The following is a 16,215-nucleotide window of genomic DNA, read 5'->3' as shown; positions in this document are numbered from 1 at the left end:
TGACGAATGTACCTTTTGCGAGCTGCTAATAATATAAACCGAAATGTGCCTTAAAAAATATGAGGAACTTAAAATTGAGCTTTATTTTGATCTGTGTAACAAGTATGGTTATGGGACAAAAAATTGATAAGTCAAAATTGGATAACAGCATTGCAGGCTATTACAACGAACAGACAGCGCCAGGCGTCGCTTGTGTCATTAGTCAACATGGTACTGTTGTTTATCGCTATGCCATTGGGCAGGCTGATTTGACCGAAAAACGTGCGATTACAGCCAGTTCGCATTTTCGTTTGGCCTCTGTGAGCAAGCAAATAACTGCGCAAGCGATCTATGCTTTGGTGCTTCAAAAGCGTTTAAAACTGGAGGATCAATTGTCCCTTTTTTTTGAAGATCTCCCCATTGCGTTGAAAGATATTACGGTTGCCCAACTTCTGCAACATACATCGGGTATTTGGGATTATGAGGAATTGATACCAAAAGAAAGGAAAGACCAAGTGTCGGATAAGGATGTGCTGAAGTATGTCAGGCAGACTGATCGTTTGTATTTTCCTTCGGGAAGTCAATTTCGCTATAGCAATACGGGATATTGTCTATTGTCTCTAATTGTTGAACGGGTGGCTAAACAGTCCTTTGCATCCTTTGTCAAAGGCCAATTGTTTAAACCCATAGGCCTTATCAAGGGAATGGTTTATACACCCGGTGATACAGTGGAAGAGCGAGCATATGGTTATCATGTAGGGAAAAATTCCTATCTGTTTGCCGATCAGAGTGTGACCAGTGCGACACAGGGTGATGGTGGTGTTTACTTATCTGCCGATGAGTATCATACATGGGCGAATTTTTTAATAAAAGACAGGTTACAACAGCCGGAGCTGAAACAGTTGTTAGCCCAAAACGCAATGCCGGTAAAGGATGGAATAGCCTATCACTTGGGATGGTTTATACAGCATCTTGGCGATAATACAATCTTGTTTCATTCGGGGGAATCTACCGGATTTCACAATATGGTCTATATGGACGTTCAGAAAGATCTGGTGATTTCTTTTTTTAGTAACCGCGATGATTTTATGATCGGTGAAGCCTTCGACGCCATTCTTAAAACAATGGGCATCAATAAACCGGTATTGAATGAACAGCATCGCTCAACTTTTGCATGGCTGAATGCTGTTTATGCCAATTAGCAGTAGCGTCCATGTCCCATCAGTTAATCGCAGGCACTATAACGGACGTTAGAACCAACAAATCGCCCCAGATGTATGTTGGGACGATTTGTTGCTTATGGCCAACTTACTTTAAAAAGTCAGGCGATTGATAAGTGGGGTTGGGGTAGGTATAGAACCCCTCTCCAGTAGCGACGCCTAATTTGTTTTTGTCTATAAAATGTTCTTTTAGATAGGCCACTGTTTTAATCTTTACTGGGTCATTTGTTGCCTCAGCATTCATTTTGTTGATATTATACGCTGTCGTGATTCCTACAATATCGAGTATCCCAAAGGGGCCAGTTGGAGCTCCGGTGGCAACCATCCAGGTTTTGTCGATTGTCTCTGCATCAGCTACTTCGTTGACCAAAAGATCCGTTGCTGCGGAAAGTAAGGGAACAAGCAAGGAGTTTACAATATAACCAGGCTGTTCTTTATGCAGCGGGAGTGCAACCATGCCAATCGATTTTGCAAAATTTACAACCTGCTCAAATACCGCTTTGTCTGTACCCGGATGGCCCATAATTTCGGCCGTATTGTGCTTCCAGATTTCGTTGGCAAAGTGCAATGCCAAGAACTTCTCGGGGCGGCCGGTTTCTTGTGCAAATTGACTTGGTAGCAAGGTTGAGGAGTTTGTGGTAAAAATGGTTTTCTCCGGTGCGACTTTGGCCAGCTCTTGGTAGAAGCCAATTTTAATAGCGGGATTTTCGGGAACGGCTTCGATCAGAAGATCTGCTTTTGCTACAGCCGATGCAAGATCTGAACTATAGCTGAGTCTATCGAAAGTCGCAGCCAGTTGTGCTTTACTCGCCTGTAGATCTTTCTCGAATGCCTGCGCTAAAATATCAAATTTTGCGGCAGCTTTTTTTAATACATCGTCGCTGATGTCATACACGGTGACATGATAGCCATGAAAGGCTGTTTGGAAAGCGATTTGATAACCTAAAACGCCACTTCCAGCTATCGTTATATTTTTAAAGTCCATGATGTTATTGTTTTTTCAATTCGTAAAAACCTGCACCACGGAGAAATGGTGCAGGTTGTAATCCTTATCCTTTAATTCCTTTTAACCAATCTTTGAATTTGGTGATCTGTTCAGTCAAGAACGATTCATGTTCTTCCTGTTCCTCTGAACCGATCGGTAAGATATGTTCGAAGTAAGTACCTTTAAGTACTTTGCGCAACAAACCTTCACCCACAAACGGTTTGTCATCGTTTAATGTTTTGGCCGCTTTTAAAAGATGGCGGATGTCATATTGTAACGGATTGATATCCGGAACCTGTTTGTTTAAATTTAACAGTTCGTACACGGCAATCCGTGCGGTACGTACCGAGCTTTCCATCGTAAAGACCACATCATTGTTGGTTTCAACAAACTGACCGATTAAGCCCAGGTTTTTACAACCCTCAGGTACCACTCTCGGACGGTCACCCTTTGCTCTTGGCATAAACATAGAGGTAATGTAGGGCATAAATGTCGTACGTACAATCGTATTGTTGATGACATCGTCCAGTTGATCGATAATGCCCAAATGGTAACATAGTTCAGCCAGAATCTCATCTCCGGTACATTGTGGCATTGGTTTTTTGATGTAATTTCCTTCTTTATCCATAAATAAAGCATATACCCACAAGACAAGAACATCATCCGGTTGGCCGGGGAAATGAGGTTGTCTATTACAGGTGAAACTCATCAGCCAATCGGAGTCGGTAATGGTAATAATACCGCCCGTAACGGTTTTTCCAGAATAAGGGTCATTAACCGAATATTCTTTGAGTTTTTCGACCAACGCCGAAGGTCTACAGGTAAGGGTTGCAGATTCCCAGGCCGATTTTTCGATGTTACTGCAGAACTTTTCGGGTTTGCCGAATATGGCCGATTTCGCGGCGAGATTTTTCCAGAGTTTCCAGCCTGCACTCTGACCGCTGCTGCTGTTGTCGATACCGATGATCGGCGCATTTTTGTTGTCCCCGTAGAAAGTATCTTCTGTCATTGATCCGGTGGTCACAATGACGAAATCTTCTTTTCCGACCGGTATTTTCACTTCTTTGCCATCTTGTTCTGTAATCAGGGCTTCCACAACTTTTCCATCGGTATTGCTTTGGATATCCAGGTCTTTGACCAACACATTGAATCGAATGTTTACACCTTTGCTTTGGAGTACTTTGCGCAAAGGGGTCACAAAGGTATCGTATTGGTTGTATTTTGGGAATACAAGTGATGAAAGATCGTTCAATCCATCGATCGCATGCAAAAAACGGTGCATGTACAATTTCAGCTCAAGTAAACTATGCCAGTTTTCGAAAGCAAACATGGTCCGCCAGAAAGTCCAGAAATTGCTGGATAAAAATGACTCGCTGAAGTAGTCTTCGATGGTTAAATCATCTAAATCTTCTTTATTTTTGAGCAGCAATCGAATGATGGCCAGCTGATCTAGCTTACCTAGGCCAAACTTACTGAAATCTTTTATCTCACCCAGTTTATGAATAAGCCTTGCTTTGGAATAGTTGGAGTCGTTGTCATTAATCAAACGGTACTCATCCAGGACACTGTAGGGCGCAGGCATCTCCAATGCAGGAATGTCCTGAAACATGTCCCAAAGATTTTCGTAGGTCATATCCATTTCCCGGCCCCCACGGATGACATAGCCGTCGGTTGCATTCCCGGCGCCATCTAACGAGCCGCCTTCCACATGGAGCTGTTCAAGGAAGGTGATGTTTTCAGCAGGAACATGGCCATCGCGGATAAAATAGTAGGCTGCAGACATCCCTGCTATACCACTTCCGACGATGTAGATTTTACTGTCTTTATATGATTTTGGTGGAATACCTTTATTACGTTGATAGTTTCCGATCTGATCAGAAAAGGGCATCGATTTTTTCGGCGTATTACGTTGTTGTTCTTTGCTTGAATCAGGTTCATGATTTACATTTCCATATTCAGCAGATGCATTTAATACTTTGTCGAATTTTGAGGTGATTTCTTTCATGATTCTTATGTTTTTTAATTCTTGAGTAAAGTTACTAAGACCACCTTAATCATTTGTGCCCTCAAATTCGCTATTGTTCTACCGAATTTCCTCTATCTACATATTTTGTCGCTTTCGGTATTCAGATGGCGATAAGGTGGCGTATTTTTTGAAAAAACGACCAAATGCTGAGATGGAATTAAATCCGATTTCATAAGAAATTTCTGAGATTGTCTTTTCGGGATTCCCGAGCAGCACATAGGCTTCTTTAAGTACATGCTCATCAATAATTTCATGTGGCGTTTTACCTGATGCTCTTTTAACAACCTGAATAAGGTATTTGTTTGAAATAAATAACTGGTCGGCGTAATATTGTACCTCTTTGTATTGATTGCTATGTCGCTGCACCAGGTCTGTAAACTTATAGAATAGGTTGTTGGTCTCTTGCCCACTTTCCGTTGTATTGTGGTCTTTAGAGGCCAATTCGTCGGCGATTTCTAGCAGTAGGTTAAAGATGATCGTGCGGATAATATCTGCTGTAAAATGCGTTGTCCTTAAGGTAACTTCTTTAAGGTAGTCTATTAATTTTAATAGCTTGTCAATTTGTTTGTCTTGATAGCTGACAATGGTAAAGGTCGAATTTTTGAAAAGCCCCAGTTGCTCAATAAAGAATGGATTGACAATATGTTTAAGCAGGAACGCTTTGTCAAAAAAGAGTAGCTTCATTCTAAAGTCGGGACTGACCTGCGAAAAGCGGATAATTGTTGTTGGGGCGGATACGAGGATATGATTTGTCGAGATATGGTATTCCTGATTGTCTACCTGAATATCAATATCGCCCGCCGTACAGATACAGATGGCATAATAATCAATACGAAAAGCATTGCTTGGGTATTCAAAAATTGGATTTCCAGAAGAAATATAATAGGGGCGGTGGCAATTTACGCCAAAGAATGATAAGGTATCTTGAAGACTTTCGTGTGTATTGTAAGTTGTTTTTACCTTAAACTTCATTGACTTTTTGTTCGGTTTGGGCATATACAGTTCCTATTGTTTTTAATATTCGTATGGGCTTTGTTTATTCGGATGCTGTCCGTTTGAGCAGCAATTTTTCTGTGGCAATATCGTCTTCTATCCCAACGAAGAAACTTTTGAATCCGAATTTGCTCAGTAGTCGTCTCGATGCGGTGTTATCGGGATCAATAATACCAATCACATCTTTATCTGGATTTAATGTTGTGGCAAGGGCTAGCATCGACTCGCAAATCTGTGTTCCCAGCCCCTTTCCCCAATGTTCTTTGCGGAGCAAATAACCAATTTCGAATACTGTTGGATCTTTTTTATAGTTAACCAGTTTGCAGTCCCCCAAAAGTCTTTGTGTATCGGCTTCAATGACTTTAAAGTAGCCTAAATCTGGATCCTGGTTGATCGCGAGAATCGAATCGAATTTTCTGCGGGCCTGTTCTTCAGTTAATCCTTTGCCGGTAATATATTTCATGACATCATCCGCTTTCACCAGGTCGTGGAAAGCATCAAAATCTTCCAATAGGTATTTTTCAAATCGTAACGTATTGTGCATGGCTAATGTGTTTATTTACAAGATAAGGTTGTTTTCTCTTAAATCAAATTATCGGAACTTAAATCATCATCTTTCACATGTGTCCCAAATAAATTTTAGGGAGCTGTTTCTGTGTTCCCAACATAGATTTTTTCCTCATTTGAATTTTGACCCTACTTTTCATTCCTGGAAGATGTGCAGCTGTCCATTTTTCCCTTGACGGAACAGGGCCGCTATAACTGTTTTTAGTCCTTCTTTGGCATAACCCTGTTGCTGGAATTCTTTTTTTATGGTACAGCCCAATTCCACCTGCAGGTGTTCAGTACCAAAAAAGTGAACGCCAATATCGCCGATTACAGCCTTTGCTATTTTGTCGGTCATAACGAGCTGAAACCAGGACTCTGGTTGATTGAATGTGCCCGGATTTTTAGCAATAAATGCATCGAATTCTGCCAAAGAGTCTGGAATCCAGCCCTGGTATTTATTGGTTTCTTTATCCGAACGGTAACCGAATACGGCCTGACTGTCTTCTGCCATAATGGGGCGAATCGCTAATCTTTCTGATTCAATATGCATGACTTAACGATTTGAAAATCTGGCTATCGCTTCTTCACGCGTACCTACAAAATTGATTTTCTTTGATTTATTGCTTTCGTAGATAAAATCGTTTAGACTTTTGCTGTTGTATCTGGAGAAATCGCCAACGATGGCAATGTCAAAGCCATACTGCGTATATTTTTGAAGAATTTCACCGGCAAGTTTTGTTTTAAGTTCGAAGAAATCGTCTGTGATGTTCTCTTGATAAATAATTGCTTTGTATGCTTCTTGCGCGCCACAGTCGACCATAATCTGTAGACCATCATCGAGATTATGGATAAAGACGCCTGAACCTTTAACTTCAGCAATGTTTTCGTCACCTAGCTGAATAATAGTGATTTCCATTTTTTTTGTCGTGTAGTTTTAAAAATAAATTTGTGGGACCATATTCCATGATCCAGTGCTCTACGTTGGGAAATCCTGTTGGAAATGATCCGAGATAGTGGGGATACAGCTTTTAACCTGCAAATTCTTTCAGCATATTAATTGTTGGGCAGAAGAACAGGGAGCCGGTATGGGCCGTACTAAAGTCCAGTATTCTATCGTAATTCCCCTCGGGTTCACCAATAAACATTCTGTTCAGCATCAATTGTACGGTACTGAATGTGCTGGCGTAAGCGATAAAGTAGGTTCCCATTTCATTTGTTGCGATTTGCCCAAAAGGCATATTGTCGCGAACAATTTTCAAATCGTCACCGACATTGGCTAGGGCCGAATGTGAATTAGTCGGTTTTTCATCGTCGCCCATCTCAATATCGTTTGCTTTGCTTCTGCCGATGACCTTCTCCTGTTCAGCGACGGGTAAAGAACGCCAGGCGTTCATGTCGTGAATATATTTTTGTACAAATAAATAGCTTCCACCCGTATAGGCTGCATCCTCATCACCAACGATACCAAAGAAAGCACGATCCTCACCAAGGGGATTTTCCGTTCCGTCGACAAAACCCAAGATACTTCGGCCATCCCAATATCTGAACCCATGAATTTCCTCCTTGCAATCCGCAACGGGACTTAATAAGGCTGCTATTTCGGTCGCCATGTCAATGCAATAGCTTTTTTCATAAGCGCGAATATGGAAATGTAAATCTCCGGGGGTAGCTACAGCAATATGTTTTTGACCGATGATAGGTTCGAAAGGAACCAATTCCTTTGGCATAGGTTCGTTGAGTTCAAGCTTTTTCCAGGCATGGTGACTTATGCCCAATACCACGCTTGCTTTTACAAGGTTTGAACGTACCTGCGCCGAATTGTTGAGATTGACAACCAATGCACATAAGCGTTGGAAGACATCTTTAATGACCACATTTTCGTGGAAATTCCATACCATAAACACCGTATTGTTGCTCGGTGTATCGATGACATTTTGGGCCTGATGATCCATAAGATAAGTTGTTGTGTGTTGTACAGCATTGCTAAGCTACAAATAAAATCGGTTTTAGCGATAGACTTTTTGATTACTCGAATGCGGTTTGTTGATATAGTTTGACGATTTCATCAATAACTAAATCCGGTTCATCGTAAAAGACATGATGCTCCGCATTTTCGGCTAAAATATAACGTCTATTGCTTTTTTGATCAGCAAATTTTTTAAGGGCAGCAATAAATAAACTGCGATCGGGTTCTTCAAAAGGTGATTTTCCTGAGCCAATGACAGTCATAGGGACATTGATTTTTTCAGCAACCTCATGTAAAACAGCCGTTGACGCTTCGTAGTTTAAAACGAGGTGATAGAACCCTAAGCTTTCTTTTTTTATGTGATCAAGCTCATTGGCATATTCTCTCTTCAATGATTTGGATCGCTCCATAGTCATGAAATAAGGGGAGACAATATCGATCATTACGGTGCCGACAACCTGTCAGGGATTGGTCGTTATAAATTTCATCGTATAGTTACCACCGAAGGAGTGGGCAACAAAAAAGTACCGATCACGATAGCCCAATTGCTGCAAGGCAGTTTTAAGATCCTTTACTTCATTTGTCAAGCTAATGTTAACGGTGTCTATTTCACTTTTTCCAAAGCCCGCCCGGTCATAAGTAATTAACGGTGCACCCAATTTGCTGGACAGGGGTTCCAATAGCTTTCTCCAAACGGAAGCATCATTTCCCCCTCCAGATTCAAAGACAATGGGGATACCTTTTCCCTCCATTAAAGTAAAATGAAGGTTGTGGTTGCCTACATTGATCATGGTATCCCTGAGCTGTGCTTTTACGGCCAGGCCGGGGAGTGTCAGTAGGAGGAAAACGAATAAAAGGAGATTATACTTTAGCCCGTACATCGTTCATTTTAAGTGTCATGCTTTTCGCTTCTGTTTCGATCCATTGGCTGTATTCGGCGATAGCCTGTAAGCGAAGTTCGTCCGAGATATACCCTTCCGTAACCATTTGTCGCGACTGGGCGACTTTGTTCCAGATGGCCAGATTGGTATCAAAGTTAGCTTCTCCTTTTTTGTAGATCTGATCGGCATTGATAACCTGAACCGAATGGAAACCTGCTTGCTGGAGCAGTGCAGCGACCTCATCAGCAACACGATTGTTCATCCCTGCATCTGCTCTCCATTGCAGGAAAGTGCGGTAAAATGTGCGCATGCTTTCTGGCGGAGCGGGGGTCCATTCAATGGCGGTATGATTGTAGTCTAAAATAGAGATTTGTCCGCCAGGTTTTAACCAGGATTTAAATAAGCCTAATGCTCTGGGAACATCACTTAACCATTGCATGGTGCGCGCCGTTATAATCAGGTCGAACGGATGTGGAGGCTGATAATCAAAAATATTGCTGCAGACCAGGCGTAGATTTTTGGTGTTGCCATATAGTTCATTGCCACTATCTATAAAAGGCTGTGTATTATCGAGCCCGATTATGGTTCCGTCACCGATATAAGTCGCGACCTCATTCGTGAGTGTTCCGGTACCACAGCCCACATCCAAGATTTCCATGCCAGGAGACAGTAAGGGAATAATCGTTCTATAATCGGAGGATAGTGTCCTTCTTTCAAATATCTTATTGGCCTGTTGATCTTTTCTGTCGATAAATTTCTCTTTCATTGAATTGGGTTTAGTTGATTGTAAATATAGCTTTTGCCTTCCGGTTAAAAAAACTTCTATTCGTTTAATCGTTTTTGTCGCGCTAATCTGACCAACAGTTGAGAATATTCCTTGCTTTGTTTATGATTACGATCAATCGAATACCATATTCTCCATTAAGAAGGATATAATGATCATTTTCTATTTTATAGCAACAGCGATACTTTGCGATTAATACCCTAATTAGGAAATTATTTTATGTCGGTTCGCTGTTTTTTTAATAATAGTTTTTTATATTGTTATACAACAGCAATCGTGCTGTGTAATTACACTAAGATATCCTGATATTATGCGAAAAGTATTTAAAGTTCTCCTGCTAATGTATTGTGCTGTTTTTCTTTCAGCCTGTTCTTCCAACTATCTCATGACGTTCAATGGGGAGAACGTAAAAAAAGACGAAGACAAGGGAACGTTTTCATTTAAAAATGATACGGTACAGATTGATTATTCCTTCGCCGACAGAGATGGTCGAATTTACCTTCGGATAGAAAATAAAATCGATAAACCGATCTTATGGGATCTTAAGAGTTCGGCCATGGTTATTAATGGTAAAACGCAAAGCTATTCTGCTGAACAAGCTGCTTTTAATGGAAAGATGAATGCTTCGGTTTCCGATATAAACGCCAGTAAATCCACTATATTTAACGAAACTTGGGTGAACGGTTATATCACGGGGTCGGTAAGTTTGCCTAAAGATGTCGTACTTATCCCACCGCATGCCTATGTGGATGGGCATTATTTTGATTTTAAAAACGATGTTAAATCCATTGTACGATCATCCCAAAAAGAAAAAGTGTATATGTATGATATGAGTGGCGAAAGTTTTGCGGTAAAACTAGCCCGATTTGAAGGTGCTGATTCACCTTACAGTTTACGTAGCTATTTGACTTATTCGATTTTAGAAGATGGTAAAGCTATTGTTAAAACTACGGAGCAAAAATTTTATGCAGTCCAGCTTTGGCAGACCGGTGCAGTAGCACTTAATAATATTCTAGAACTGTATAATAAGCGCGGAGACGTGCTGGCTGTTAAGGAAAAAAAAGGACAGGAGGCTATGATCGTTGGGGGTGCTTTGGCATTAACTGCAGCGGCCGCAGCAATTGACCCGAAAGCAACTGAATAGTACCCAAAGCCATCTACTACTGCTGTAGCTTATGCTTGTCTAAGCTGTGCCGGATTAAATCATGCCGGTTACAGCTTAGACAAACAATAAGTCCGAATTATTGTTTAAGATATTAGATCCTTTTATCCTCAAAGGCAAAAAAGCTGTTATCACTTATTAAAAAAATCTATACATATGAAGTATCTTGCACAATTTATGTTGATCGTCTTTCTTTTTGTTGCTAACGAAGGTCGATCCTGTACACGCGTTGTTTATAAAGGACCTAATCAGACCGTTATCACAGCTAGAAGTATGGACTGGAGAGACGATATCACGGCCAATTTATGGGTATTTCCGCGCGGCGTAGCAAGAAGCGGGGAGGTAGGGCCGCAGTCATTGCAGTGGACTTCACAATATGGTAGTGTTGTTTCCAGTGCGTGGGACATTGCTACGGTCGATGGTTTAAATGAAAAGGGATTAGTGGCCAATGTACTCTGGCTTGTCGAATCTACTTATCCTAAATTTGATCCAGCGGGACCAAAAAAAGGTCTTGCAATCTCGGCTTGGGCCCAATATGTTTTGGATAATTTTGCGACCGTCAATGAAGCCGTATCTGCCTTAAAGGATGAACCATTTGTGATTGTAAGTGATTATATCCCGGGCACTACCAAATTTACGACGGTGCATTTATCGCTTTCAGATGCCACAGGCGATAACGCTATATTTGAATATATTAACGGGAAATTGGTTATTCATCACGATGCGGCTTATACCGTCATGACAAATTCTCCTGTCTTCGAAGATCAACTTGCGCTAAACAGGTATTGGCAGGGAATTCCGGGAACCATTATGCTTCCAGGAACAAACCGCGCTGCTGATCGTTTTGTGAGGGCTTCTTATTACATTAATGCGATTCCGCAGACAGATGATTTGCGGCTTTCTGTTGCGAGCGTTTTCAGTGTGATCAGAAACTGTTCGGTTCCATTTGGAATAAGTTCCGAAACGGAGCCCAATATTTCCTCTACGCGGTGGCGATCTGTAGCTGATCAGAAGAATAAAGTCTATTATTTTGAGAATGTATTGGTTCCGGGAACGTTGTGGGTGGATCTGGCTAAATTTGATTTAAAGAAAGGTGCTCCAACGATGAAGTTGGATATGAAGCAAGGGATGGCAATAAATGGCATTTCAAATACGCTGTTTAAGGTTGCCCAACCTTTTAAATTTATGGGTATTTAAAATTAGAACGGGCTTGTCCAAAAAGATTGGACAAGCCCTTATTTATGCGATTTTATGACGATCCTAGTTGACTGAGGTCCCGTCTATAATCTCTTCATCCGCTTTGCTGACCAATTTAGTATCTTGTTTTACGTCGCCAAATATTTCAATCTGACCATCGATGCTGCGCCCTTTCTGTACGGGGATACGTTGGGTTTTGCCAGCAACGACAGCAATCACAAAGCTTCCTTCGCCCGAAGTAAATACCGCTGATTTTGGCACAACGAAAGTACTGTCTTGCGATGTTAAAGGTAATTCGACCTCTGCGACCATGCCGGGCAATAGCTTGTTGTCGATATTGTTAATATCAATTTCTACCCGTTCGGATCTTAATCTACTGTCCAAGGCACCCGATTTACGTGCAATCTTACCGGAGAAAGTTTGTCCAGGCAATGATTTGACGGTAAATTGCAAGGGCTGGTTTTCAGCTAGAAAACCCGAATATTGTTCCGGAACAGCAACGGCTAACCGGAGTTTACGTTGTTGTTGAATGGTCATGATGGGCATTTCCGAACCACGGCCAGCTGGACCAACATAGGCGCCTTGATTGACATTTCTTGTTGCGATGACACCGTCGAAGGGTGCTCTGATTTCCAAATAATTCAAGAGGTTTTGTACTTCTGCATAGGCTGATTTAGCGGCTTGGTACTGGGCAAAATCAGCATTCTTTTTTGACTCAGCAACCTCAAGATCGAGTCTAGCCACAGTTCCTTCCACCTTGCTGGTTTCGAAGAGTCTATCGTAAGTGCTCTTTGTAGCCATATAAACTGCTTCTTGCGATTTGAGCCGCGATTTTGCAGCAGATAGCTGTGAACTCAATTCGGGAGCTTCCAAGACAGCCAACAACTGGCCTGCATGCACTTTACTGCCGATGTCCACATTGAGGCTTTTGACATAGCTGCTGACCTTGGCGTAAATTTCGACCTGCTGGAATCCCGTGATTTCCCCAGGGATCTGCATTTTATTGGTTAATTTCTGTTTAGAAGGTACAAATGTCTCCATTGCCGGAGCTGCAGCTTCGGGACTTTCTTTTTTGACATTTTCCTCGGCTGCCGAATGGCATCCTGTTAAGGATGCGATCAGGCCGGCGATAGATAATATTTTGAACAAATTATTTTTCATATTTTATAGATTATACTGCTTTTACGATAAAGGTTTTAATGCGGCAATATAGTGTTTACTTTCTTTGTCTTCAGGATCTAATGAGATCGATTGTGTACTGCTTTTTTCTTGCGCCCAAGCAAATATGAGCGGTAAGATGACGAGTACGGCAAATGTTGAAAATAGTAATCCGCCAATGACGGCTCTACCGAGTGGTGAAACTTGTTCACCACCTTCGCCATGGCCAATAGCCATAGGGAGCATGCCTACAATCATGGCCAAACTGGTCATGATAATGGGTCTAAGCCGTAAGGATGCTGCCTCACGAGCTGCAGCCAGCGCATCTCCATGATGCCGACGGATATGTTCGGCATTGGTGATGAGTAGAACAGCGTTCGCAATGGATACACCCACCGACATGATAATCCCCATGTAGGATTGTAAGTTGAGGGTAGATCCGGTTAACAACAATAGAAGTAATGACCCCAGCACCACCGCAGGAACTGTGGTGAGTACAACCATAGAAACTTTGAACGATTGGAAATTGGCTGATAGCATCAGGAATATAACGATAATGGCTACAGCCAAACCAGATTCAAGGCTGCTCATGGTTTCTTCCAATACTTTTCCGAGGCCTATTTGCTCCATGGATAATCCACGCGGGAGTTCACCAAGGGCTTTGATACTACGTTTTACATCTTTGGAGGCTGTTTTCAAATCGGTATGATCAATATTTGCTGTAACTGATACATAGGGCATCGCGCCCAAATTGTCATTTTCTCCATAAGTGAAGGACGGTGTGATGGTTGCAACGTCGCTCAGTATTGGTCGCGCCGAATTTTTCAATAAAGGGATTTCACCGATTTCTTTCTCATCTTTCATTTTATCGATGGGAACCTGAACTTGGACATTATATGAGAGTCCTGCTTTTTCATCGATCCAGGTGTTTTTTTCGGTATAACGCGAAGATGAGGTGGATGCGATAAGCGATCGTGTCACTTCGCTGAGATCGATACCCAATTGTGCAGCTCTAATGCGATCTATTTTAATATCGTACGAAGGATATTTAATGGATTGTGCTAATTGTACATCTCTAAAGTAAGGGATGGCTTTTAGTTTCTCGATCAATTTTCCGGCGTACTTCTCGTTGTTTTTTTTGTTTTTTCCTGCTATCCGAACTTCAATAGGGGTAGGCGACCCCTGGCTTAATACTTTATCCGTAAGTTCGATCGGTTCAAAGGATACCTGTACATCGGGAACTGCTGCTTTCAGGCGTTTTCGGTATTCATCACGGAAACTGTCCATATCATGATGGTAGTCTTTCAGTGCTATTTGGAAAACAGCTTCATGTGGACCGGCCATGAAAAGATAGATCGGCGATACTGAAAACTGCCCGGGGTGCTGACCGATATAGACAGAAGATATGCTGATATGTTCTTTGCCAACCAGTTTTTCCAGTTCGGCCAGCGCCAGTTTTGCTTTTTCTTCGGTGCGTTCGATACGTGTACCTTCAGCGGCACGAAGGCGCATTTGAAACTGGCTGGAGTTGACTTTCGGAAATACATCCTGGCCTATCGTGGAAAGTAAAATGACAACAAGACTTAGCGCTCCAAGCAGATAGATCACCGTAATGGTTTTCTTTCTTTTGAACAAGCGATCGATCATTTTCATGAATCTGTTTCTGAACCGTTCAAAAATACTGATCTTTCCATCGTTGTTAAAGTCGTCACGTTCCACCAATAGTTTCTTCTGATTCAAGGTATCCTGTTCGGATTCTACGGTCAGTCCAGATGCTGCAAACTGGGCTTCATCTGCATTTAAACCCTCGGATTTGGTCGCATGTGGAGCCTTATGGGCATGATCTTTCATAAACCAGTTTGCCATGATGGGAACGAATGTCTGCGAAAGAAGAAAGGATACGATCATCGAAAATCCAATGGACAGGGCCAAGGGAAGAAATAGCGAGCCCGGAATTCCCGTCATGGTAAATGCAGGTGCAAATACGGCTAATATACAGAGCAGGATCAATAATTTTGGTAAGGCGATCTCCTTACAGGCATCCCAGATAGCCAAGGCTTTGGGTTTACCCATATCCAGATGCTGGTGTATATTCTCGATCGTTACCGTACTTTCGTCGACCAAGATACCAATAGCCAGGGCTAGTCCGCTGAGGGACATGAGGTTGATGGTCTGCCCGAAGAGTTTCAGAAAGAGCACTCCGGATATCACGGATATCGGTATGGTCAGGATAACGATCAGCGCGGCTCTTCGATCACCTAAAAATAGGAGCACCATAAGTCCGGTCAGGATAGCTCCGATGGCACCTTCGGTAATCAAACTCTTTACCGAATTGATGACATAAACGGATTGATCAAATTCATACGATAACTTGACGTCGTCGGGCAAATTCTCCTGAATTTTTGGTAAAGCTGCTTTTAAGTTCTGGACGACTTCCCATGTGGAGGCATCGCCAGCTTTGGCAATACTGACGTATACGGAGCGCTTGCCGTTGACCAAGGCGTAGCCTGCAGTAACATCAGCTCCGTCCTTTACCGTAGCGATATCTCCAAGGTAAAGATTTTGTACACCACCTTTAAATAGCGGGATTTTTTCAAAATCTTTGACCTCTTTAATGGTAGTATTGGTCGGCGTAATGTAGTTTTTATCCTGAATGCGTACGTTTCCTGCCGGGGCAGTTTGATTGTTCAGTCGTAGCGCTTCTACGACTTGGTCGGGTGTCATATTGTGGCTCCGCATTAAATCGGGATCAACGTTGACCTCAATTGTGCGTGGACTTCCCCCAAAAGGAGGTGGGGACAATAAGCCGGGGATTGATGTAAATGATGCCCTGACATAGACGTTGGCCAGATCTTGCAGTTCATTATTGGATCGTTTGCTACTGCTCAATACCAGTTGACCTACAGGAAGCGACGAGGCATCAAAGCGAATGATGAACGGCGGTTGCGAGCCTGGAGGAAAGGAGGCCTGGATCCGATTGGCCAGGGCACTTAGCTCGGCTGCAGCCTGTGCCATGTTGGTGTCTTCGTAATACGATACTTTCATTAAGGTCAGACCTTGAATATTCTTGGTCTCAATAGACTTGACCCCATTGGCAAAAAGAAGGATATTAACGTAGTTTTTAGCAAAATAAGATTCCATTTGATCCGGCGAATAGCCACCAAATGGATGGGCAATATAAATAACCGGAAGGTTCATTTTTGGCAGGATATCCACCTTGATCGATCGAACGGCACCTATGCCAAAGACAATAAGTCCCAATACGAGTACGAGGATGGATATCGGCTTGCGTAAGGCAAAACGTATTAAATTCAT

The 16,215-nt window shown here is 42.2% G+C and carries 15 protein-coding genes; 3 read left to right on the top strand and 12 right to left on the bottom strand.

Going from position 1 to position 16,215, the window contains the following annotated elements:
• Positions 1 to 59 precede the first annotated feature (59 nt).
• Positions 60 to 1,181, top strand: coding sequence for a serine hydrolase domain-containing protein (locus tag B3E92_RS03075; RefSeq protein WP_286895340.1), 1,122 nt, complete (start codon positions 60 to 62; stop codon positions 1,179 to 1,181).
• A 106-nt stretch (positions 1,182 to 1,287) separates the two neighbouring features.
• Here the strand turns inward: B3E92_RS03075 and B3E92_RS03070 are convergent, their stop codons facing one another.
• The 10 genes from B3E92_RS03070 to B3E92_RS03025 form a co-directional block, all read right to left on the bottom strand.
• Entirely contained in the window at positions 1,288 to 2,184 is an 897-nt protein-coding gene (locus tag B3E92_RS03070) for a 3-hydroxyacyl-CoA dehydrogenase (protein WP_286895338.1), read from the bottom strand.
• A gap of 64 nt (positions 2,185 to 2,248) precedes the next feature.
• The gene (locus tag B3E92_RS03065; protein WP_286753321.1) at positions 2,249 to 4,189 is read right to left on the bottom strand and encodes an oleate hydratase; all 1,941 of its coding nucleotides are present in this window, start codon (positions 4,187 to 4,189) and stop codon (positions 2,249 to 2,251) included.
• Positions 4,190 to 4,285: 96 nt separating this feature from the next.
• Positions 4,286 to 5,182 (bottom strand): helix-turn-helix domain-containing protein, encoded by an 897-nt coding sequence (locus B3E92_RS03060; RefSeq protein ID WP_286842241.1) that lies wholly within the window; start codon positions 5,180 to 5,182, stop codon positions 4,286 to 4,288.
• 64 nt (positions 5,183 to 5,246) lie between these two features.
• The gene (locus tag B3E92_RS03055; protein WP_286753323.1) at positions 5,247 to 5,747 is read right to left on the bottom strand and encodes a GNAT family N-acetyltransferase; all 501 of its coding nucleotides are present in this window, start codon (positions 5,745 to 5,747) and stop codon (positions 5,247 to 5,249) included.
• A 159-nt stretch (positions 5,748 to 5,906) separates the two neighbouring features.
• A complete protein-coding gene (locus B3E92_RS03050) occupies positions 5,907 to 6,302 on the bottom strand; it encodes a GNAT family N-acetyltransferase (protein ID WP_286895336.1) in 396 nt (131 codons plus the stop codon).
• A 3-nt stretch (positions 6,303 to 6,305) separates the two neighbouring features.
• Positions 6,306 to 6,668: a DUF4180 domain-containing protein gene (locus tag B3E92_RS03045; RefSeq protein ID WP_075993848.1), complete on the bottom strand. Its 363-nt coding sequence runs from the start codon at positions 6,666 to 6,668 to the stop codon at positions 6,306 to 6,308.
• Between the two features lie 112 nt (positions 6,669 to 6,780).
• Complete coding sequence (locus tag B3E92_RS03040; protein WP_286895335.1) at positions 6,781 to 7,704, bottom strand: Dyp-type peroxidase; 924 nt, start codon at positions 7,702 to 7,704, stop codon at positions 6,781 to 6,783.
• A 73-nt stretch (positions 7,705 to 7,777) separates the two neighbouring features.
• A complete protein-coding gene (locus B3E92_RS03035; protein WP_204990986.1) occupies positions 7,778 to 8,128 on the bottom strand; it encodes a hypothetical protein in 351 nt (116 codons plus the stop codon).
• Positions 8,129 to 8,179: 51 nt separating this feature from the next.
• Entirely contained in the window at positions 8,180 to 8,599 is a 420-nt protein-coding gene (locus B3E92_RS03030) for an alpha/beta fold hydrolase (RefSeq protein WP_286895333.1), read from the bottom strand.
• Entirely contained in the window at positions 8,580 to 9,365 is a 786-nt protein-coding gene (locus B3E92_RS03025) for a methyltransferase domain-containing protein (RefSeq protein WP_286895332.1), read from the bottom strand. The genes B3E92_RS03030 and B3E92_RS03025 overlap by 20 nt, the downstream gene beginning before the upstream one ends.
• A gap of 328 nt (positions 9,366 to 9,693) precedes the next feature.
• On the opposite strand from B3E92_RS03025, the gene B3E92_RS03020 reads away from it, so the two are divergent.
• Positions 9,694 to 10,527, top strand: a complete 834-nt coding sequence (locus B3E92_RS03020; protein WP_146753145.1) for a hypothetical protein — start codon at positions 9,694 to 9,696, stop codon at positions 10,525 to 10,527.
• A gap of 174 nt (positions 10,528 to 10,701) precedes the next feature.
• A complete protein-coding gene (locus tag B3E92_RS03015; protein ID WP_286895330.1) occupies positions 10,702 to 11,742 on the top strand; it encodes a linear amide C-N hydrolase in 1,041 nt (346 codons plus the stop codon).
• 63 nt (positions 11,743 to 11,805) lie between these two features.
• Here B3E92_RS03015 and B3E92_RS03010 read toward each other — a convergent pair whose 3' ends face one another.
• Both B3E92_RS03010 and B3E92_RS03005 read right to left on the bottom strand, forming a co-directional pair.
• Positions 11,806 to 12,903: an efflux RND transporter periplasmic adaptor subunit gene (locus tag B3E92_RS03010; RefSeq protein WP_286895329.1), complete on the bottom strand. Its 1,098-nt coding sequence runs from the start codon at positions 12,901 to 12,903 to the stop codon at positions 11,806 to 11,808.
• Between the two features lie 21 nt (positions 12,904 to 12,924).
• Positions 12,925 to 16,215: an efflux RND transporter permease subunit gene (locus B3E92_RS03005; RefSeq protein ID WP_286895327.1), complete on the bottom strand. Its 3,291-nt coding sequence runs from the start codon at positions 16,213 to 16,215 to the stop codon at positions 12,925 to 12,927.

Origin of the sequence: Sphingobacterium sp. UBA6317 (assembly GCF_002440385.1) — a bacterium.
Taxonomy (GTDB): Bacteria; Bacteroidota; Bacteroidia; order Sphingobacteriales; family Sphingobacteriaceae; genus Sphingobacterium; species Sphingobacterium multivorum.
Note: the sequence above shows the minus strand (reverse complement) of the source record. Positions and strands in the feature narration are given on the sequence as shown.

Bases quoted from the DNA above. Each gene is read 5' to 3' on its own strand.
- B3E92_RS03050 (WP_286895336.1), bottom strand. From the start codon at position 6,302: ATGCATATTGAATCAGAAAGATTAGCGATTCGCCCCATTATGGCAGAA.
- B3E92_RS03055 (WP_286753323.1), bottom strand. From the start codon at position 5,747: ATGCACAATACGTTACGATTTGAAAAATACCTATTGGAAGATTTTGAT.
- B3E92_RS03010 (WP_286895329.1), bottom strand. From the start codon at position 12,903: ATGAAAAATAATTTGTTCAAAATATTATCTATCGCCGGCCTGATCGCA.
- B3E92_RS03005 (WP_286895327.1), bottom strand. From the start codon at position 16,215: ATGAATTTAATACGTTTTGCCTTACGCAAGCCGATATCCATCCTCGTA.
- B3E92_RS03040 (WP_286895335.1), bottom strand. From the start codon at position 7,704: ATGGATCATCAGGCCCAAAATGTCATCGATACACCGAGCAACAATACG.
- B3E92_RS03030 (WP_286895333.1), bottom strand. From the start codon at position 8,599: ATGTACGGGCTAAAGTATAATCTCCTTTTATTCGTTTTCCTCCTACTG.
- B3E92_RS03045 (WP_075993848.1), bottom strand. From the start codon at position 6,668: ATGGAAATCACTATTATTCAGCTAGGTGACGAAAACATTGCTGAAGTT.
- B3E92_RS03015 (WP_286895330.1), top strand. From the start codon at position 10,702: ATGAAGTATCTTGCACAATTTATGTTGATCGTCTTTCTTTTTGTTGCT.
- B3E92_RS03075 (WP_286895340.1), top strand. From the start codon at position 60: ATGAGGAACTTAAAATTGAGCTTTATTTTGATCTGTGTAACAAGTATG.
- B3E92_RS03065 (WP_286753321.1), bottom strand. From the start codon at position 4,189: ATGAAAGAAATCACCTCAAAATTCGACAAAGTATTAAATGCATCTGCT.
- B3E92_RS03060 (WP_286842241.1), bottom strand. From the start codon at position 5,182: ATGAAGTTTAAGGTAAAAACAACTTACAATACACACGAAAGTCTTCAA.
- B3E92_RS03035 (WP_204990986.1), bottom strand. From the start codon at position 8,128: ATGGAGCGATCCAAATCATTGAAGAGAGAATATGCCAATGAGCTTGAT.
- B3E92_RS03025 (WP_286895332.1), bottom strand. From the start codon at position 9,365: ATGAAAGAGAAATTTATCGACAGAAAAGATCAACAGGCCAATAAGATA.
- B3E92_RS03020 (WP_146753145.1), top strand. From the start codon at position 9,694: ATGCGAAAAGTATTTAAAGTTCTCCTGCTAATGTATTGTGCTGTTTTT.
- B3E92_RS03070 (WP_286895338.1), bottom strand. From the start codon at position 2,184: ATGGACTTTAAAAATATAACGATAGCTGGAAGTGGCGTTTTAGGTTAT.